The 19,725-nt window shown below is 59.0% G+C and carries 11 protein-coding genes and 1 pseudogene; 3 read left to right on the top strand and 9 right to left on the bottom strand.

The genetic code is table 11. The annotated features are described in order from the left end of the window. Positions 1–5: 5 nt before the first annotated feature. The 3 genes from ABC766_RS22985 to ABC766_RS22995 all read right to left on the bottom strand — a co-directional run bounded on the left by ABC766_RS22985 (position 6) and on the right by ABC766_RS22995 (position 4,076). Positions 6–2,327, bottom strand: coding sequence for a 3-hydroxyacyl-CoA dehydrogenase/enoyl-CoA hydratase family protein (locus tag ABC766_RS22985; protein ID WP_345819585.1), 2,322 nt, complete (start codon positions 2,325–2,327; stop codon positions 6–8). Beyond that, on the bottom strand, positions 2,327–3,463 hold the full coding sequence (locus tag ABC766_RS22990) for a thiolase family protein (RefSeq protein WP_345819586.1): 1,137 nt from the start codon (positions 3,461–3,463) through the stop codon (positions 2,327–2,329). Before ABC766_RS22990 ends, ABC766_RS22985 begins: the two co-directional genes overlap by 1 nt. 196 nt (positions 3,464–3,659) lie before the next feature. Further along, positions 3,660–4,076 (bottom strand): MerR family transcriptional regulator, encoded by a 417-nt coding sequence (locus ABC766_RS22995; RefSeq protein ID WP_179696969.1) that lies wholly within the window; start codon positions 4,074–4,076, stop codon positions 3,660–3,662. Positions 4,077–4,891: 815 nt separating this feature from the next. Between ABC766_RS22995 and ABC766_RS23000 the strand changes: the two genes are divergently transcribed. Both ABC766_RS23000 and ABC766_RS23005 read left to right on the top strand, forming a co-directional pair. Then, positions 4,892–6,217 carry an OmpP1/FadL family transporter gene (locus tag ABC766_RS23000; protein ID WP_427902260.1) on the top strand — a complete coding sequence of 442 codons (1,326 nt, stop codon included), beginning with the start codon at positions 4,892–4,894 and terminating at the stop codon, positions 6,215–6,217. Positions 6,218–7,029: 812 nt separating this feature from the next. Then, entirely contained in the window at positions 7,030–7,305 is a 276-nt protein-coding gene (locus ABC766_RS23005) for a hypothetical protein (RefSeq protein ID WP_345819587.1), read from the top strand. A 119-nt stretch (positions 7,306–7,424) separates the two neighbouring features. Here ABC766_RS23005 and ABC766_RS23010 read toward each other — a convergent pair whose 3' ends face one another. From ABC766_RS23010 to ABC766_RS23025, 4 genes are all read right to left on the bottom strand, one after another. Further along, complete coding sequence (locus tag ABC766_RS23010; protein ID WP_342142995.1) at positions 7,425–7,628, bottom strand: hypothetical protein; 204 nt, start codon at positions 7,626–7,628, stop codon at positions 7,425–7,427. A gap of 864 nt (positions 7,629–8,492) precedes the next feature. Next, positions 8,493–8,678: a hypothetical protein gene (locus ABC766_RS23015; protein WP_345819588.1), complete on the bottom strand. Its 186-nt coding sequence runs from the start codon at positions 8,676–8,678 to the stop codon at positions 8,493–8,495. A gap of 470 nt (positions 8,679–9,148) precedes the next feature. After that, a complete protein-coding gene (locus ABC766_RS23020) occupies positions 9,149–11,134 on the bottom strand; it encodes a hypothetical protein (protein WP_345819589.1) in 1,986 nt (661 codons plus the stop codon). A gap of 872 nt (positions 11,135–12,006) precedes the next feature. Beyond that, on the bottom strand, positions 12,007–13,329 hold the full coding sequence (locus tag ABC766_RS23025; protein ID WP_345819590.1) for an O-antigen ligase family protein: 1,323 nt from the start codon (positions 13,327–13,329) through the stop codon (positions 12,007–12,009). Positions 13,330–15,904: 2,575 nt separating this feature from the next. On the opposite strand from ABC766_RS23025, the pseudogene ABC766_RS23030 reads away from it, so the two are divergent. Continuing rightward, positions 15,905–16,634, top strand: a pseudogene (locus tag ABC766_RS23030) (IS5 family transposase). 186 nt (positions 16,635–16,820) lie between these two features. On the opposite strand, the gene ABC766_RS23035 reads toward ABC766_RS23030, so the two are convergent. Beyond that, on the bottom strand, positions 16,821–17,900 hold the full coding sequence (locus tag ABC766_RS23035; protein WP_345819591.1) for an SDR family oxidoreductase: 1,080 nt from the start codon (positions 17,898–17,900) through the stop codon (positions 16,821–16,823). A gap of 136 nt (positions 17,901–18,036) precedes the next feature. Further along, complete coding sequence (locus tag ABC766_RS23040; RefSeq protein ID WP_345819592.1) at positions 18,037–18,705, bottom strand: sugar transferase; 669 nt, start codon at positions 18,703–18,705, stop codon at positions 18,037–18,039. Positions 18,706–19,725 lie beyond the last annotated feature (1,020 nt).

Raw genomic sequence — 19,725 nt, forward strand, 5'->3', positions numbered from 1 at the left:
GATCGTCAGTTCCTCACCGGCCGGCCGGTCTCGAGCACGCTCTCGAACCGGTCGAGGGTTGCCTCGGTGCGGACGAGGCGCATGAAGCTGTCGCGCTCGAGTTCGAGGATGGCATCCTCATCCAGGGTATCGAGGATGTCGGCCTCTCCTCCGGACAGGACGGAGGCGAGTTCGCCCGCCACCACGAGATCGTGCTTCGTGGCGATGCCGCGCCGCGCGAAGCCCTCGGCGGCCATGCGCAGGGCGAGGCCGCCCGCGGAACCCGGCAGGGTCAGCGTCACGGGCTTCGGCGGCGCATAGCCTGCGACCAGGGACAGCGCTCTGGCCTTGGCATCGGCGAGCAGCCGGTCGCGATTCATGGTGATGCCGTCGTCGGGGCGCAGGAACAGGAGGTCCCGCGCCTCCTCGGCCGACTTCGCCACGGTTGCGGTCGAGACCGTCTCGAACACCCTGGCGACGGCCGGCATCGGCCCCTTCGGCAGCGTGCCGGAGGCCTGCCAGCGGCCCAGCATCTCCGTGCAGCCGCCCCAGGCCGGCACGAGGCCGACGCCGCACTCCACGAGGCCGATATAGCTCTCCGCATGGGCCTGGACGGCATCGCTGTGCAGCAGGATCTCGCAGCCGCCGCCGAGCGCCATGCCGGAGGGTGCGCTCACCACCGGAAACGGCGCGTATTTGAGCTGCCGGTAGGTCTGCTGGCCGAGATGGACCAGCTTCTCGATCTCCCCCCACGCCGCGATATTGGCGGCGAACAGGGCCAGCCCGAGATTGGCGCCGACCGAGAAGTTCGTGCCCTCGTTGTAGACGACCAGCGCCTTGTAGCGGTCCTTCACGAGCTTGATCGTCTTGCCGAGCAGGATCATGACCTGCTCGTCCAGGGCGTTGCTCTGCGAGGTGAACTCGAAGCACACCACGCCGTCGCCGATGTCCCACAGGGCCGCCGAGCCGTTCGTCAGGAGCGGCTCTCGGCCGAGCCTGATGTCTGCGAGCCGCAGCACGCCGTCGGGTCGGATGATGTCGCGGTAGCCGCCCCCGGGCTGGAGCACCTGCCGGCGGCCGTTCTCGACCCGGTAGAAGCTGCGGCCGTCGAGACCCGCGAGGAGCGGCGGGACAGGCCGACCGTCGCGGGCGAGGCGATCGGCCAAGTAGGCGCCGCCGATCCGGTCGATCAGCTCGAACGGTCCCCATGTCCAATTGTAGCCGAGGCGCATCGCCTCATCGATCGCCGCGACGTCGTCGCTCGCCTCGCCGACGAGGCCGGCGGCGTACGACAGGGTCGCGCCGATGACGCGCCACGCGTAGGCGCCCGCCCGGCCGGGCAGGTCGAGTACCGCGCGGGGGCCTTTCGCGTCCTTCAGCTCCGGCAGGTCCACCTTCCGGGCGGGCCGGTAGGCGCCGCTCGCGAGATCGATGGCCTCCTTGGTCTTCTGCCCGCCCGTGCGGCTCAGGCGGTAGAATCCGCCCTTGCCCTTACGCCCGGTGAAGCCCGCGGCGATCAGCCGGCTGACGAGCGGCATCTCGCGGTAGGAGTCGTGGAAGGCGTCCTCCGGCGGCAACGCCGCGCGCAGGCTCGCGGTGGTGTGCGGGATCAGGTCGAGGCCGACGAGATCGACGAGGCCGAACACGCCGGTCTTCGGGATGCCGAAGGGGCGTCCCATGATGGCGTCGGCCTCCTCGACCGGGACGCCGAGGTCGTCGGCGGCCGCGATGGCGTTCTGGATCCACGTGATGCCCAGGCGGTTGGCGATGAAGCCCGGTCGATCCTTGCAGCGCACGACGCTCTTGCCGAGCCGGCGGTCGGCGAAGTCGGCGACCGTCTCGGCGAGGGCCGGATCGGTCTGCGGGCCGGTCACCAGTTCGAGCAGCCGCATGTAGCGCGGCGGGTTGAAGAAGTGGGTGATCAGGAAGTCGCGCCGGAAGGATTCGGGCATGCCGTCGACCAGCGCATCGAGCGGGATCGTCGAGGTGTTCGACGAGACCGCCGTGCCGGGCCGGCGCATGGAGTCGATCCGCCGATAGAGCGCCCGCTTCGCGTCGAGGCGCTCGATGACCACCTCGATGATCCAATCGACTTCGGCGAGGCGGTCGAGATGGTCCTCGACGTTGCAGGCCTCGACGCGCTTGGCAGCCCGCGGGGTCATGAACGCTGCCGGCTCGGTCTTGAGCATCCGGGCGATGGCGGCCGCCGCAAGACCGTTCCGGTCGGTTGCGCCCTCCTGCACGATGTCCATGAGCAGGACCGGCACGCCGGCATTGGCCACATGGGCGGCGATGCCGGAGCCCATCACTCCGGCGCCGATGACGGCGACTTTGCGGATCCCGCTCATCAGACACGCTCCAGAAGGGTGGCGATGCCTTGGCCGCCGCCGATGCACTGGGTCGCCAGCGCGAAGCGGGCGCCCTCGCGGTCGAGCAGCGCCGCTGCCTTGCCGACGATGCGCGCTCCCGTCGCACCGAGCGGATGGCCGAGCGCGATCGCGCCGCCGTCGATATTGACCGTCTCCGCGCGCAGGCCGAGTTCCCGGATGCAGGCGAGCGCTTGGCTGGCGAAGGCCTCGTTCAGCTCGACGACGCCCACCGCGTCGACGGCGATGCCGGCGCGGGCCAGCGCCTTCCGGGACGCGGCCACCGGACCGATGCCCATGATCTCCGGCTCGCAGCCCGAGACGCCGATCGCGGCGATCCGGGCGAGCGGCTTCAGCCCGTGGCGGTGGGCATAGGCCTCGCTGCAGACGAGGACCGCCGAGGCACCGTCCGTCAGCGGCGACGAGGTGCCGGCCGTGACGCTGCCGTCCTGCTGGAACGCGGGCTTGAGCGCGGCGAGTCCCTCGGCGCTGGCCTCCGGCCTGATGCAGCCGTCCGTCTCGACCGTGCCGGCCTTTGTGGCGATCGGGACGATCTCGGCGGCGAGCCGTCCGGCGGCCTGGGCCGCGGCGGCCTTGCGGTGGCTCGTCACCGCGAAGGCCTCCTGGTCGGCCCGGCTGATCTGCCAGCGGCGCGCCACGTTCTCGGCGGTGTCGCCCATGCCCATGTAGGCGCCAGGGCGCGCCGCATGAAGCGCCGGGCTGGGCATCGGGTTGAAGCCCATCATCGGCACGCGGCTCATGCTCTCCACGCCCGCGCAGATGAAGGCCTCGCCGGCGCCGAGCTGGATCTGACCGGCGGCGATGTGCACCGACTGCATCGAAGAGCCGCAGAAGCGGTTCACCGTGACGCCGCCGACGCTGAGATCGAGGTCGGCCAGCATGCCGATCAGGCGGGCCACGTTGAACCCCTGCTCGCCCTCCGGGAAGGCGCAGCCGACGATCAGGTCCTCGATGGTGTTCGACGAGATGCCGGCTTCAGCGACGAGCCGGCGCACGACCTGCGCGGCGAGGTCGTCGGGGCGGACCCGGGCCAGGGCGCCCTTCTTGGCGAGGGTGAAGGGCGAGCGGGCGTAGCCCACGATAACCGCGTTGGTCATGCTGTCCTCTCGGAACGATCGCGATGGATCTGCGACACGGGCGGCCCACCGACCCGGACGTACCCTGTCCCGGCGCGCACGAGCCCGGCGTGGGAGCACGCACGAGAACGGGGAAGGAGGTTGTGAGACGCGCGGGCCGATTCCGGCCGCGCGGCCTCGGCCCGCGGGATCGGTCGCCCTGACGACGCGGTATGCCCTAGCGGGCGCGGCGTGATTTCGCCGGCGCCTCGGATGGGGCCAGAGCCGCGAGGGCGTCCTGGGCCTGCTGCTCGATGGCGCGCAGCTCGGCCAGCGTCTCGACGAGGGCCCGCTCCTGATCGACGAGGCTGCCGATCCGGGTCTGGATCCGCTTCAGCAGGGCGCGCAGCTGTTCCTGCTGGGTCGGATCGGCGTCGTAGAGGTCGAGATATTCCTTGATCTCGCGCAGGGAGAACCCGAGCCGCTTGCCGCGCAGGATCAGGATCAGTCGCGCCCGGTCGCGATGCGTATAGACCCGCGTGTTCCCGGCCCGTTGAGGCGTCAGGAGACCCTTGTCCTCGTAGAAGCGGACCGTTCTCGCCGTCACCCCCAGGTCCTTGGCGAGCTGGGTCACGGTGTACAGCGTATCGGACACAGGTGACCTTCTCTTCGGAGAATTCACCGTATTCCTGGTGCGCGCGAGCGGTCAACGTCGTGCCGATACTCGGATGTTGATGGGCCCCGCATCGGCCCGCCGGCGCTCGTCCGCCACGCGCTCCGCCTCCGACAGCCTGCCGACCCCGATCTTGGGCAGGGTCGTGCGGATTTCGATCGCCCATCGCCGGAAGCGTCTCCGGAGCGTCGTCGCAAAGCGTCCGTCGATGGCGCGGACCCTGAGCGTCGGCTTCGCCGGCCCACCTCTTTGTGCCCTGCTGGGTTCCCACCTTCCCCTCCCTTCACCGGCCTCGCTCTCTCGCGGAGCGTGCGTGATTGGCCGGACCAGGATTGACGTATAGGTTAGCTTCTATCCCAAAGCGTCAGCCGGTCGCAAGCGGTTCAGACGATGTTGCGAGGGCCGCGGTGACACTCGGCGAAGCTTTGTATTCGCGCCGCCGCACCCGAAGCCCTGTGCCGTACAAGGCGGCCCATCGGCGTCCTCGACGCGGTCCGCCGCTCGCCATCCAGCGCCTCCGCCTGGCGGCGTGAAACCGATTTGTCACACCAGCGCCTTCCCTGCGCCGGCCGGACGCCGGAGTTCATCGGCGCACCGCTTCGCGCTTGCATTTTCTTGCCGCTTTCGGCAGCGTCCTGACCTATTGGGAAGGGGTAATGCCTGCGCGTACCGGCAGTATCGTGACAGTGGCGGCCGCGCAAAGTGTCGGTGTCGCCGATGATTCTGGCGGCACAGAACTCAGAAAACACGACATCCGCCCGAAACAGGAAGTGGATGCGCGGTAAACCTTGGGGAGGATGGGGATGAAATTTCGGTTTCTTGTGGCGGCCGGAACGGCGTCACTCTGCGCGTCTGTCGTCATGATTGCCGAGGTTCAGGCTGGGGCGTTCGGTCTGCGGGAGCAGAGCACGCAGGCGCAGGGGCTGGCGTTTGCGGGCGCGGCCTCGGGATCGGGCGGCGTGTCGTCGATGTTCTGGAACCCCGCGACCATCACGATGAATCCGGGCTTCGTCGCGGAGCAGAACTTCACCTATATCGGCCTGTCCTCGGAGATCCGCCCGGCGCCTGGCACCAATCCGGGCTTCGCGCGGCTGGGCGGCTCGGGCGAGCTCGGTCAGGGCGCCCTCGTGCCGGCGGGCGCGACCTCGTACCAGCTGAACGACCGCCTGTGGCTCGGCCTCTCGACCGGCGCGCCCTTCGGGCTCGTGACCAAGCCCAACCAGGTCTGGGCCGGGGAGGTCTACGGACGCTCGTCGCGGATCTTCTCCCTGGCGATCAACCCGGTGATCGGCGTCAAGGTCAACGAATGGCTGTCGATCGCGGCCGGGCCGAACATCGAGTATTTCCGCCTGACCCTGCGGCAGGCGCTGCCGGTCCCGGGCCTCCTGCCGACCGCCTATCCGAGCTCCTTCCTCAAGGGGGAATCCTGGGGGGTGGGCTTCACCGCGGGCGCCACGCTGACGCCCCGCGACGGGACCGTGCTGGGCATCGGCTACCGCTCCTCGGTGCACCACGACATCGAAGGCTCGATCGGCGTGCCGCTGCTCGCCCTGGCCCCGCTCGCCGGCCAGGTCCGGGCGAGGCTGAACACCCCCGACAAGCTGAGCGTCGGCCTCACCCAGGCGGTCTCGCCGGTGGCGCGGGTGAACCTCGGCTTCGAGTGGGACAACTGGTCGAGGCTCGGGACCATCGGCATCGTGTCGAAGACCCTCGGCCTGCCGGTGAACACCCTGCCGCTCAACTACAAGGACGGGTTCACCTATGCGATCGGCGCCGAGTACGACGCCTCGCCGAACCTGACGCTGCGCACGGGCTTCGCCTACGAGACCTCGCCGATCGACTTCCGCAACCGCTCGGTGCGGCTGCCGGACGGGGACCGCTACATCGCCTCGGTGGGCGCCAGCTACCGCTGGAGCCGGCAGCTGACGCTGAACCTCGCCTATTCGCACTTCTTCCTGGACCGGTCGCGGATCCTGGCGGGCCTCGGCCGCGACTACAACGTCGGCAACATCGCCTTCGCGGGGGTGGTGGATTCCAGCGCCGACATCGTCTCGGTGGGCTTCCGCTACGTGTTCGGCGCGCCGCCCGCCCCCGCCCCCGCGCCCCTCGTGCGGAAATGGTGATGCGCCTGCGCGGGGTGCCCGGCTCCCCCGGGCGACGCTCGCACTCGAGGACGGCCGCGATCCGCGCTTCGACCTCACGGTCGATCGGCGCATCCTGAAGCGGTCAGGCGGCGACGGCGAGGCTGCCGCCGGGGCCGCCTGGCACTACGAGGTGATCCCAGCCGACGCGGCGAACCGTCGGTTGAACGGACCTTGGTCCCGTTAGGGGCTGGTCGCGATCGGCCTCAGAAGGCGATGTCGGCAGTCGGAGCGACGGCCGAAGCGTTCTTGTGTGCGAGCTTGTCGGAGCGGGCTGCGATGCGGCGGCGGTCCCTGATTCGGCTGAAGGGGGCCTCAGACGTTCGCGGGAGCAGGGCCCATCGTGCCGGACCGTCCGCTTGCGGCAGCGCGCACCCGGAATGTTTGGCGTGATCCTGCTCTTGCGTTGGTCAGCGCACAGCCAGACGGTATCGTGGCCCGAGCCGAGGGCCGGGGCTCTCATCCGGTTTGGCGCCGCGGCCAGTGCCGCCACGGCGATTGTCACGTTGCGGACGTTGCCGGGCGTCAGCGAGAGGGTGCCGGGGCAGCCGCCGACATCGGTTTGTGCATGGAACTTCGTGATCCGGCCACCATCGCCGCCCTGCTGGCAATCCAGCGTGCGGTGTAGGACATTACCAAACAGACCCTGGCGCCCCTCTTCGCCGTGCCGCAGCCCGCCGGCGTCGAAAGCAAGCTGGCCTTCGACGACCTCGCCATTCAGGCCACAAAGACCCGGACGCCGTACATCCGCCCCGGCGCCGGGGTCGCGGATTTCCGCGCCGGCCTCGGACGCGGTGGTCGCGCTCGACCTGGTCCTCGCAAAGGGACGCATCACGTATGACGATGCATGCTCGCCCACCAGCCAGAAAGACCGGCATTTTATCGAGGACCGCGATGAGGCCGCTGACGCGGTGCTGCACAGTCTCGCGGACAGTATTCTGATGCTTCTGCGCGGTCACGGCCTTGGCCGTGACTGTCTCACACCAGATGACGGCGACCTCCTTCCGAAGTTGGGCGACTTTCGCGCGGAGCGCGACGGAGATGTCGAATGCGTTCTGAGGGGGCGCTGACAGAGGACAGCCGCCATCGCGCGAGTGGCAGCAGATGGGATGCACAGGATCTGCTCGGGTTCGAGATCGGCTTAGATGATGCGCTGCTCCGCGACGTTCGCCGTGAGGACGCGCGTGCGTCAGGCCAGCGCCGTCAGGTTCGAGATGATGGCGTTGGCGCTGTGCACGAGGCTCGTCATCGTCAGCGGTGTGATCCCGACGATCAGTTGCGCGCAGGATGGCGTCAAAGAGTGGCAGCGTTTGCGCACCCCAGCACGCTCTTGTTCTTTCTCCCTTAGCTTGAAGAGGCGCTGGTTGGCATTCGTGAAAAGCAACGTCGTCATTTCAAGCGAGCCGCGTTGGCGGGCAGCCGCCCTGACATCGAGGCGGCGATGACCCGAGATTTAACGTGCCGCCGCGCCGCGTTTCTGCTCGGGAAGGGCCAGATCGATTTTGCACAACCGGCAGCAGCGGCCGAGCACGACGCCTTGATCCCGAGATTGTTTTCGACCGCCCTCGCCGATGGAGGCCGTGTCGTCCTCGGCGTCGAGGCCTGGCCGCGGGACGGGCATATGCGATCTTTATCCAGTATATGGCAATATTTGTTAGTAATAAATTCTCCCCAATGGCACCGGATGCGGCCGAAAATTCATCGTCTGGCTTCATCAGGAATGTGCGCTTGTGCGCGACTCAATATCAGTTATATATTCTAGATGCATTACAATCACGCGAATTCGGGCGCGATCATTGCCGAAAATCGATCCGTGAATATATTGGTTGCCCGGGTATCATGGAATCAGTTATGGCTACTAACGGGAAAGTTATCGTACTTATTTCGTCAACAATAATTTATTTCGCGCCGATATCGGAGGCGATTGCCGATATCGGAGTAGCGGACGCCAAGATAACTGGCGGAGAACTCTGGATTATAGGCTATTCCGACGAAAAAGACGCTGATATCAGTCTAGATGGCCGTTTTTCCCGTCAGATCGACCATCGGGGATATTTTGAATTCCGCGTGATCTATCATCCAGCGACGTGCATCGCGACCCTGCGCACGACGCGGCAAGAGCGTAAGATCGTGGTGGCCAATTGCGGCGAGCAAGGACCAGCGGGACCTCCCGGACCGCCCGGCGCCGCTGCCGCGACCGGCCACAGTAACAGGGTTGAACAGGGCGACAGGATGGACGGCACCAAGCCGTCCGAGTTCAGCGGAACAGCAACATCCAGAACGGCCATCGTCGGCCCTCCCGGGCCACCAGGGCCGAGCGGGCCGCCAGGATCCTCCGGCCGGCCGGGTCCCATGGGCCCACCGGGACCCGCTGGCCCGCCGGGGCCTGCAGGCCCACGAGGGCCTGCCGGGCCTGGAGGTCCGGCAGGCAAGGCAGGTCCACCGGGGCGGCCTGCAGCTATGCGACCCACGGTAGCGAGGACGGCGCCCCTTCGTCCGGCTCCCACGAACGCTCCCAACCGACAGGGCGTAAGCGCTCCCAGTTTTGGCGAGGATCTCGAAACGAGTGATGGTGTGAGCCCGGGCGACAGGTACTGACCTCTGCCCGATCAAGATCCGCCCATGCCGATGCCGGAGCGGATCGCGTAGCCCTGCTCCTCAAAGGACGTCGACGCCTTCCAGCTCCGAACGAGCGGCCGAACAGGGGCGGGCCATCGATCCTCCTTGCGGAGCGCTCACATGTTCCCGGCTGGCGGGAGTGGAATGCGGGCTTAGAGGCCCTGTTGACCATGCAGCCTTGCCGGCAGGCCCTCCACATTCCGGGCCTTGAACTGCAGGCGATCCGAAGCCGCAGCCGTTCGATGGCTCCCGAGGCGGCGGTTCAAATTTCGCGCTCATACGCACCGGCTCAATTCATGTGGGCCCGTGGCTATAGAAGGCCGAACTGTCAGTGGGATCGGAGCCGGCGCGAGCTTTGTCGACCGACCAGACGACGTCCGTCTCGGAAACGAAAATTGGTCGTCCAAGTTCCTTCTCCCTGAGCCATCGCGTAAATCCTGAAAAACCGCTTGTATGGAAAATCATCGGCCGGTCTAACGCTCGAAACGCTTTCATCAACGTCTCCGCCTCAGCTTCGCTGATCTCCTTCTTGAGTGCAAGAGTGAGAAGCTCCATTCTGTCAGCCACCTTCTTCGGAGAGTAGCCTTTAACAGACGTGAGTTCACGGGTGCAATTCATCGAGTATCCGGCGCGAGATGTAGGAACCGGAACATCACCACACACGTATAGAGCACGCCCGGAAAACACAGCGAGAGGTCGCTCGTCGGGCGCAGTAAAAAGCACGGCATCCGGCGGGGCTTTCTCGCGGACTACCTGGAGCCAGGATGGCATCTCATTGGGTTCAGGCGCGACCTCCAAAGTATAAATGTTCACGGGGTTCGCGAAGCGCAAATCGGGATTGGTCCATCGAGGAAATTCGTAGACAACGCACGACAAAAACAGAACGACCAAGACGCCCGCAAGGACAAATGACCGCGATCCGATATCCGCCCACCGGGAAATTTCAGCTGCGACCACAGGTGCTGCAAATAATAAAGCTGTGAAGAGAAACTTATATCCGACGCCGTCGCGAACCGCGATTACAACGTAGGCAAACTGCAGGCCGAATGACACAACGATGAAGAATGATTGCGACCAAGACAGGCTTTTTCGTCGAAATATCACTGTCGAAAGCAATATTGCGTCAATCCCACAATAGATCCATCCCCATCTGACGAATTGAAGGGGAAAGTCACGAAGCTGCATGACACTGAACGGCGGGACTTCGGAATCTCGTCCCAGAAAGAGACCGTATAGAATCACCAAACCAAAACTCGCGATCCAAAGTAAATTGATAAGGCAAATTCTTATTAAAGCCCGCCTATCGAACGATTTCACTCCACGGATCTGCTGCAGAATTTCATAGGCAATCAAAGCAGCGAAAACTGCCATGCACGAGGGCAGAAACAAAGGATAGACCAAACAGCTTGCTAAAGACGAAAGAGTCGCGAGGATGAGAAATGAAAACCTCTTAAACTCTAGATAGGCCGATACGGCAAAGACCATCAAGGCAAACGAAGACAGCCCGAATACCATCGTGTCCATATTCTGTATCTTTTCCATCATCGGCGTTATTCGCGCGTCTCCCAATGCATGATACTCTCTTCTGAATATGCCTAGTATAATATCAGGCAGACCTGCAGCTAGAAGTGCCACTGCAGTGCTTGCGGCTATGATCAGCGGGGCGTGACGCCGACCAAGAGATAATACCGAACATTCGACGAGTAAGACAAACATCGATATGAAATGGAGTATGTTTACCGGTAGAAAAAGCCTCGTCGGTGAAATTTGGATCAGATTAGAAATGGCCCCTAGCTGCGCCCATCCAACCCAGCCATAATTTAGCCGAAAGCCCGCCATCTCGAACTCTTCGGGCAATCGAGGTAGCCGATTGAGTTGCTGTATAGCCGCAACCTGCATCATGTTATGCCAACCGTAATCCGTACGGAATGTCTGACTCAGAACGATGACCATGATCGGGATCGTCAACGCGCAAGCTAAAAGCGCAGGGTATCCGATGCCACGGGGGCTGAGTCTCGGCCGAAAGTAAAAGATAAGAATTACAGCTAGGAATAGGTTCAATAAGCTTGCTAAATAGGAAAATTGCTTGAAATCTAACCCAACTAATATTGCAATCGGGAGCTCTAGAGACAAAAGTCCGGGAGAGAGCACGAAAGCCGCTAAGACTCTCAATCGTATCGGAATTACCTCAGCCAGCATGGCAACCAATAAAAGTCCCGGGGCTATCGCCAACGATCCCGCAAGGAGCACATTCACAGCTTCTGTCGCCATCGCCGCCATGATGCCTTCTGAAGGGACTGCGCTTACAGCGAAATATTATAAGCAAAAGGCGCGAAAGCGCAAATTCGTACAATGGCCGTGCCGAGTGCTCAACTCAAGGGACAAGAAGCACGTTATGTCGATACTGATGACAGAGTCCCCGTCATCGCAGTGAAGCGAATTCATGGAAAGTAAGTTTTCAAAATGAGAAAATCATCAGATCGATTATGTTGGTGTGTCGGACCGCCGTAGATTTCCAAAGATCTAAACCTATGAAATTGATAATCGTGAACGCATATCAACACGAAGAAACTCAAATAGAAAATTATGGATCAGGTTCTTCCACGTTAGAGGCGAAACGTCTGATCAGAGCGTGACGGAGAGGAAAGCCAGAATTACTCTCTGAAACGAACTCGCCGAAGCGGCTTTTCTCAGTGGCGGACTACCCTAAACGAGTGACTTTGGCTCTCCCGATCCCCGTAATGGGCTAGGCTCGGACATGTGTTGCGCGCCAGCTCCTGTTGGCTCCGAATGAGCGAAAGCGCGCTCGGATGTGGTTCGAACGTATGACATGCCGCCGCTCAGGACAGGTCAGATGCGAGGGAAGCGCTTGATTCGATGGTGCTTGCGACGCTTTCGGGAATGCTTTTTTGCTTCACTTGGGTCCGACTTGGGGTCATCAAGCCAAGACACCTCGATACAGGACATGCTGGTCGTCAGTGTGAAGAGCCGAGTTTGACTATGTATATTGGATCTAATACGCGTCTTAAAAATCGTATGAAGGCTTGTTGGTCTCTACAAGAGGACTAACTCACGGCGCGCCGTGGAATGAATATTCGATTATCCGATTGAATTCTTCTCGATTTACAACACTTTTTGTCTAAGCGCTGATTCTAACAATTAGAATTGACTTTCCCAGTGGAATCATCATATCGATGTTGCGCGCACTCATAATTAACTGTGTTCATCATAGAGATGACGACGACAATCAGAAACTGAAGAATGTGGTCCCGGGAGAGCAATGTGGATTCTGTGAAATTGTGGCCCGCCAAAAAAACAAATGAAGCCATGTATAGGGCGCCTGTTTTGTTATTGTATTCCGAGCGGCTCAAAAGTTTCGCAACGGGCCTGACAATTAGAAAATACAAGGTAATCGCCAGCCCTGGAAGGCCAATCTGCGATGCGACGTCTAAATAGCCATTATGCCCCTGAGAGGCAATTTCGAACCAGCTTCCTCCTTTCGCGTAATCATAAACTGGGCTTGCGGATCCAATGTACCAAAATGATCCATATCCGGCACCAAGTCGCCAATGATCTGAGATGTAAGCAATCAAGACTCTCCAAATTTGAGAGCGACCCGTCAATGTGTCATCTCGATCTAAAGGTTCTAACAACAATTCTCCATACCACAGCAGGATGACCCCTACACAAAAGGTGCCCGTCATTGCAACTGCGAAAGCAAGTGGCCAATCCCTATGATTGTTGGCGCGAAACGCGTGGCCCATAAGGAGTGCCAGTAAAACAAGCGCGGTAGAAGTCTTGGATCCTGTTTTGATCAAAAATATTAGTGAAGCTACGATAAAGATCCAATTCAAAACGCGCAGACGCCTTATCTCTTGAAAATACAGAATAATCACGGTTATCGCGCAGATTGCACCCATGAAGTTTTTCTCAGGATAGATGCCACGCCAATCACCAATGAGAGCAGCATCTCGACCTGCCTCGGGCTGATGAATGCCGATGCTCGGGAAGAGCAAGACGGTCGCGTAGCTTGCGAGGATTACCACCATTAAAACGATACGGACGTGCGCAATAGTCTTTGTGACACCAAGCGACTTGACAGCGATAGCAACTGAAAAAGCCACAATCGTCGTCAAGGCCAAACGGCGGGTCGCGATTGACGGATCAATAGCCCAGACGATACTCAGCCAACAGTACGCCAGGACGACGCGAATGTCTGCTGCAAGTGCGGACAAGCCTCGAAAATCGCGATGAATGCCAGCTCCGACCATCGTAAATAATAAAATAAGAACATATGCTAGTTGTCGGATGGAATTTCCCTCGGTCATTGATGTGGTGCCCGCGCTCATCCCGTCCTGGGTGATTGGTGCACTGACGACCATTACGCAAAGTGCAAAAAAAGCGATCGACACGAGGCTATTATGAACAGATATTTTCGAACTGCCGACGGTGGCACTGAATGAAGTTGTCCGCATCGATCTATTTTCATCCTATGAGGGTTAAATCACTCCGCTTTTAAACAGCGAAATTGAAGTAAGCCTCATTGCGGAAGCTCCGCGTAAAAGGTCCCGCTTCACCTTTGATGCCGACGGGCAATAATTTATGTCTCATGTTGTTGAGATCTCCTGACATCTAACTGTTCCATCATTCTCACGCCCTCGAAAGTATTTTGTTCGATAAAATGATTGACGTCTCAAGATGTGCGCGTCAGCTTTCTAAAATCAATCGATGATCGGGTGCTGGTGCAGAAAAAAAAATTCAGAATGAACTAAACTTATATGCTTATTCGGTGGGCGCCCATCCTTCTAAATCGGCATAGCCTATTACCTTCAACGAAAAGATCATCTCGATTAGGCGCTTAGCACAATGTAAAATTAGTATTCATCCATCGCTAATGCAACTCGTCAATTGAGCTGAAAACCCCTTTAATGCAGGCAGGAAGAACGCCAGACTTCAGCATGCGATGCCGCAAAAATTGGAATCTATTTCACGTCGAGCGACACCGGGGGCGCCTCAGTTCAATACATTGAACATATACGGCACCTGTTGAGAAGATGGTCCGTGTTGGTCCGCGCCTTAGTCGCATCTCCCTTGAAAGCCATTTTCGTGCCAAAACGTCGGCATCCGTTTTGATTTGCACGTTCATACGAAAGCAGTAGATTTACAAGAACCTGACATTTCGATCAGCCTCTCGTACCCAGATTCGGTAAGCGTATCACCACCGTACTACCTATACCGGAGATCGCTCATCGAGCAATCTTGCTTCGCCTAGATCCCGTTTACGAGGACCCGAAATGGCATCGAAGCTATGGCGCATCGCCTCCTCCAGTCTTTCGATCTGTCTGAGCGCAGGTTTGGGTGGATGTCTGAGCTTGACGGTTTTGGATTCCAGCGCTCCGATGCTGTCCGCGGATCCTGGGCCGGTGTCTGAGCTCCATGACGATGGGCTTGTCGAGACGCCCCGTCTACGTCAGAGCGGCAATGGCGTGGACCCGATAACCGTCCTCGCTCATCGCACACATGATCGAATGCGCGTTACATCCGTCGCCGCGAGCGAGGGCCTGCCGGCCTTCGCGGCTGCCGCGTCAACAAGCGAGCGGAACTCTGCAGTTTCGCGACGGCGTTTCCAGACCACGCATCGGCAAGTCAGCAATGCTGAGATCGCAAAGCGAGATCGTCAGGCGGAGGTCCTCATTCGGCAATCTGTTCGATCCATCTGCCAGGGATGTCAGGACTGAATGTGCGATACCGGTGCACTGTGCGCGGGTGTCAGCCATGACATCAGAGCGGAGATCGATTTTCGGTGAGCGTAGGCAGCCAGAGACGTACCTCGAACGACGGCCACGCAGATGACGCAGTTCACGCTCGTACCGGTATGTATCACAGGGTGGGTTAAATGTTCATATGACTGCGGCGTCGCCGCCGTCGAAGGAGAGTCCACGTGGGGCTGAGACGCTTGGCGCCACCAGATGCCGATAAATTTTTCATATTTGGGGCGCCGCTGCGTTCATTCCGCAACGCCGTCGGGCGAGCCGACCGACAAGTCACCTCTGGCGAGATGGCTCGCAATTGAACAACATCGTCCATTCGCGCGCCAGCCAGCCGTTCCATTGACTTTAAGCGCTTCGTGCTCTTGGACGTGGGACTTACCTAAAATCTTGCGGGCGGGCCGAATACCATCTACTTCGACAATCGAGTAGGAAAGTCAAAGCAGCTGAAGCGCTATGTCACGCGGCGGGACATGCAGAGAGGCGAAAACTCGAGTGATCTCGGGCGAGGCAAATTTTCGTCGGCCCGGTATCGACAATGAGGATGAAATATGCGTAGGTAACCAAGGCCTGAATAATAGAGTGTACGGATTTGCGCCAAGCTCAGCCCGCTCTTGAATTTCAGCGCAGCACGCACAGGTCAAGGTCTCGATTGATTCGGGCCGTCGATGGTCTGATCATTGCGGCTCTATGCGTTGCGTCGGGGCTGCTGCTCTGCGCGAGCATCATATATTTGGGGGTATATCGCATATCTCCAGTTATTGCTCCGATAAATGCTCACAGATCAATAGCGGTATGGCGTCGCTTTGGCTCGCTCGTGATTCAAGAAATTCGATCTTGGCGGTGATCGACCTGGACAAAGCAAACGACTCTTATTGGTTGCCTGGGCTGATACACGCGAATGCTGAAATCTATTGAAAATTTTCGCCAAGCAGCCCCAATCCTATCGGATTGGTGCTGAACACTAATCCGAATTAAACGCTGTCAGCCCGCTCCCCCCCCAGACCAAGTGAGTAAAATGGTCAAAGCTATGTGTTGACGATTGAGCGGCGGCATCAATCGCTAGCCATAGCCGGACCGGTTGTCATTCAAACCCGTAAAAATCAAGCGCGGTCCGAAATCGCTGCAAAATTTTTTATCCTGGCCATTATTCATTGGATACGTTAAAATAAATACGAAATCGCGGCAGTTGTACTTCCATAAACGGCAACTCGACGGCCAAAGAGCGTGAAAGCGCGAGACCAAACCGCGGTGAGCGGGTTGGGCGCGTACGGATTCTCCTATACCCGACGATCTTTGGGTTGAGATCGAGCCGCTTCTGTCAACCAAGCCTGAGATGCCGAAAGGTGGGAGGCCGCGCGCCTCGGATTGGGCGGCGCTGTCGGGCAGCATCCGCGTCCTGTGCGACGGCATGCAGGGGAAGCGTCTGTAGCGTTCTGAGGTGAACTGCAGCGGCAAGACGAGTTGGCGGCGGCTGGGCGCGTGGCAAGTGGCTAGGATCTGGACGGCTGTGATCCGCGCGATGCTGGAGCAGCTTCAGGATGCCGCTGCACTCGACGCTGCCTGCCTGCCGGCAAAAAAAAGGGCTGAGCGACGGGCCGGAATTCGACCGACTGTGGGAGCAATGTACGAAGAGCCACCTCGTCGTGAATGCCAGGGGTACGCCGCTTGGCCTGACCTTCACCGGTGTCTGCTGTCACGACTGCCGAATGCTGGCGGCGACCCTCGACGCGGCGCCAGGCGTGCGCACCGGATGGCGTGGGCGCCCGCGAGGCACACCAAACGAGTTGCAGGCAGACAAGGGCTACGATCATCGTTGCTGCCGACGCGAGGGTTCGACGCGCGGCATCACACCATGGATCGCTCGACGGGGCATCGAGAGCAGCCAGCATCTCGGAGGCCATCGCTGGAGCGTGAAGCGAACTGCGGCCTGGCTCGCCCCAGTCGGTCGACTGAGCATCGGCTACGCGCAACGCGCTGACATCCATCTCGCCTTGCCGACGCTCGCCTAAGCCCTCATCTGCAGGACACAGCTCAACCGCTCTAGTCTCTGACTCTAAGGCTTTTCATTCGAAACGCTGCGGCATCGGTCACTGATGACCCGTGGCCAAGCTCCAGCAAATGACGTTTCCAACCATAAGGATTTGGCTCGGGAAAGTGGCTCCTGAGCAGTCGATCCCAGGCCGCCTCTGATCGCATCAACGCGCCGAAACGCGCGGTCGGTTTGGGCCCGCTGATCCGACTAAACCTGTCTTTCCGCTAACATGCCGATTTGCGAATCCAAGACCAGTGCCCTTTGCCGCCAACAGGGAACGATACCATTCGACCGTATGGCAACACAGGGCATTACCGGCACGCCCATCCCGGAGCGCCTCCTGGATATCCGACACGGCGCTTCCGATCGACCGATGTGCCCGAAATGCGAGTCGCACTTCAGCTTTCGCAAAACTGACACGATAGTTTCGACGATCCTCACCGATGTCCACGAAGGAGACGGTGGGCGCAGAATCGCTTGCTAACCAGACCTGATAAGCTATTTCCGAGATCTGAAAGTTCTCATAACCTATGTTAAACACTTGACCGGCAATGGTCGCATCGGGCGCATCCAAGGCAATCAAAATAGCTCGCGCAACGTCGTCGACATGGATGAGAGGCCGCCATTGTACGCCATTTCCCGCTAAACTGATACAGCCAAGCTCATAAGCATCAAGTGCCATCTTGTTGACGACTAAGTCGAAGCGCATTCGCGGCGACAGGCCAAAGACGGTGCCGTTACGCAAGGATACTGTGGAAAAGACTGAGCTATTACGACTCAATACAGCTTCTTCGGCTCTTGCACATGTCTCTGCATAGAGTGTCAGCGGCCGAAGCGCGAATTCCTCATCGACGTCGCTTCCAATATGTTCGCCATAAACCGCGCAGGAACTCGCGAAGATATAGCGTTTGACCCCGGACCGTTCAGCAATAACCACCGACGCTATTCGCCCTCGCTCATTGATCGATCGCGTGAGTTCTGGATTGAGGTCGCCGGACGGATCATTCGACAATGCAGCCAAATCAACCACAAAGTCGCAATAATCGAAAACTCCTGGCGGAAAGTTTCGAATGTCGCATTGTAAAATTTCCAACGCGGGATGATCTCGAAGGCAACGTAACGACTGATGCCCGAAAAAGAACGCGTCGATTGCGCGAACGCGGTAGCCACTTTTGAGAAGCTGTGCGACGAGGACAGAACCAATATATCCGCCGGCTCCGGTAACAGCGACCGTCCTCTGCATCGTGAACACCCCGCTCGAAGCTCTCGGATTTCATGACGCAGAGGCGCCAATGGGTGTGGACAATCCCAACAAAGATAGCATCCGTTCAGCTTTTGGATGCCATCCGAAATATATCGCTCGCGTAACGATTGTGCTCTTAGTAAGCATCCAATTTGAATGCGAGGCACATAAAAACGGTTTTTAAAACAATTTTGAGATCAAGCATAAGGCTGGCATTTGATACATACCAAAGATCAAGAGCAACGCGCTTTTCCATATCCGCAGCACAGGGCGTTGCGCCTCGTGACCCGTTAATCTGTGCCCAGCCTGTGATGCCAGGGCGCACATGAAATCGAGAATTGTAATTTGGTATTATTTTACTGTAATAAATATCGTGGGAAACTGCGTGTGGCCGAGGCCCGACGATTGCCATTTGACACTTGATAACATTTAACAACTGCGGAAGTTCATCGAGACTGCTGCGCCGTAAAAACTTCCCAATTCGAGTTACCCGAGCGTCGCTGCGACTCGCTTGTAGGACGATGGGTCCGTTTTCTTGGACGCACATCGTACGAAACTTATATATATTGAACTTACGGCCATTCAGTCCAGTGCGTTCCTGCCTGAACAAGATAGGTCCAGGACTGTCGAGTAATACCAAAATGGCGATCAACATAAAGAGTGGCATAAGAAGGAGGATGGCAGCTGCCGCAACAGCCATATCGATTGCGACATGTGCGCCGTGCCGAATATTGGATGTGTGGTCAGCTCCCGCTCGAGCTCCAGGATCTGAGGTCACAAGCAACCCGTTTTCAGCAGAACTCATCGCTTAAGCCTCCTCGATCTATTCCAATAATCGATTGAGTAAAAGCGGCGTGTCGGATGCGAATCTCCGACTTTATTTCCTCCTTCTTGTTTGAGACTATAGAAAAAAGTTTTGCACAAACACTGCACCCTTCACAGTAAGCGAAATATCTAATACTGTATAAAATTAATTTTATTGCGTTATTGTATGATTGCGACTCTCGATCTTGCACCGCACGGTCTCGTGTGTGCTGTCACGACAAAGACGCATTGACTTTTGTCGGCTGAAGTCTGCAGTTCGGTGCTTTTGCAGTTCTGGAATTCCGTACGAATGACTTTGCTACTCGACGCGTTTGCAGAACTCGCTAACGTAAGAGTCTGTGGCGCACGCTAACAGGCAGCCCGCTCTTAAATTCACGGCTGCCGCCTGAACTTGGTGCACGAACTCAGTTTCGTATCTGAATGCTCTATATCGGCTCTCGTAGCGCTTGGCAATAGCGTTAATTTGCATTTACCAGCCGGATGTACTGACAGCAAGTGCAGCCTCTGGTAGTAAAAAGATCGATTTACAAATGTCTTCCGGATTGCGATCCGGCGTCGACGCAGAAACGAGCAACATGTTGATTGATGATTTTGATCGATAAAATACTGAGTGATATTTATCGCTGCTTTGATGATGCGAGGTCCTTATAAGAGCGTTCCGCAAAACCGAGACCTAATCGTCGCGATAGCTTAAAGGATGGGAAAGTAGATATCGCTTTCTAACCGCGCTGGATTGGGGAGGGCCCGCCCTCCGCAGGTTTTCGATGAGATTCCCCCGAGCCTGATGAATGGATGGAGTCGCATCGCGCTGCTCCAGTCCTCGAGAGCAAGCTTCAACGCAGGTCGTGCAGTGGACCTGTGCCTCGTCCAGATGGGCTCAATTGCTCTCCCTTCGGCATCAAAGGAGCAAACTCTATGCGTGAATTTCTCCAGCCATCCTCGATGAGGTGAAAACGGTTTCCCGCCCGAGGGGCCGTTGATTTTTCTCGTGAGCCGAGCG

This window comes from Methylobacterium fujisawaense, from assembly GCF_039619325.1.
In the GTDB taxonomy this organism is placed as follows: Bacteria; Pseudomonadota; Alphaproteobacteria; order Rhizobiales; family Beijerinckiaceae; genus Methylobacterium; species Methylobacterium fujisawaense.

Coding starts and splice junctions, on each gene's coding strand:
- ABC766_RS23035 (WP_345819591.1), bottom strand. CDS start 17,900: ATGCAGAGGACGGTCGCTGTTACCGGAGCCGGCGGATATATTGGTTCT.
- ABC766_RS23040 (WP_345819592.1), bottom strand. CDS start 18,705: ATGAGTTCTGCTGAAAACGGGTTGCTTGTGACCTCAGATCCTGGAGCT.
- ABC766_RS23025 (WP_345819590.1), bottom strand. CDS start 13,329: ATGCGGACAACTTCATTCAGTGCCACCGTCGGCAGTTCGAAAATATCT.
- ABC766_RS22985 (WP_345819585.1), bottom strand. CDS start 2,327: ATGAGCGGGATCCGCAAAGTCGCCGTCATCGGCGCCGGAGTGATGGGC.
- ABC766_RS22990 (WP_345819586.1), bottom strand. CDS start 3,463: ATGACCAACGCGGTTATCGTGGGCTACGCCCGCTCGCCCTTCACCCTC.
- ABC766_RS23000 (WP_427902260.1), top strand. CDS start 4,892: ATGGGGATGAAATTTCGGTTTCTTGTGGCGGCCGGAACGGCGTCACTC.
- ABC766_RS23010 (WP_342142995.1), bottom strand. CDS start 7,628: ATGACGACGTTGCTTTTCACGAATGCCAACCAGCGCCTCTTCAAGCTA.
- ABC766_RS23020 (WP_345819589.1), bottom strand. CDS start 11,134: ATGGCGGCGATGGCGACAGAAGCTGTGAATGTGCTCCTTGCGGGATCG.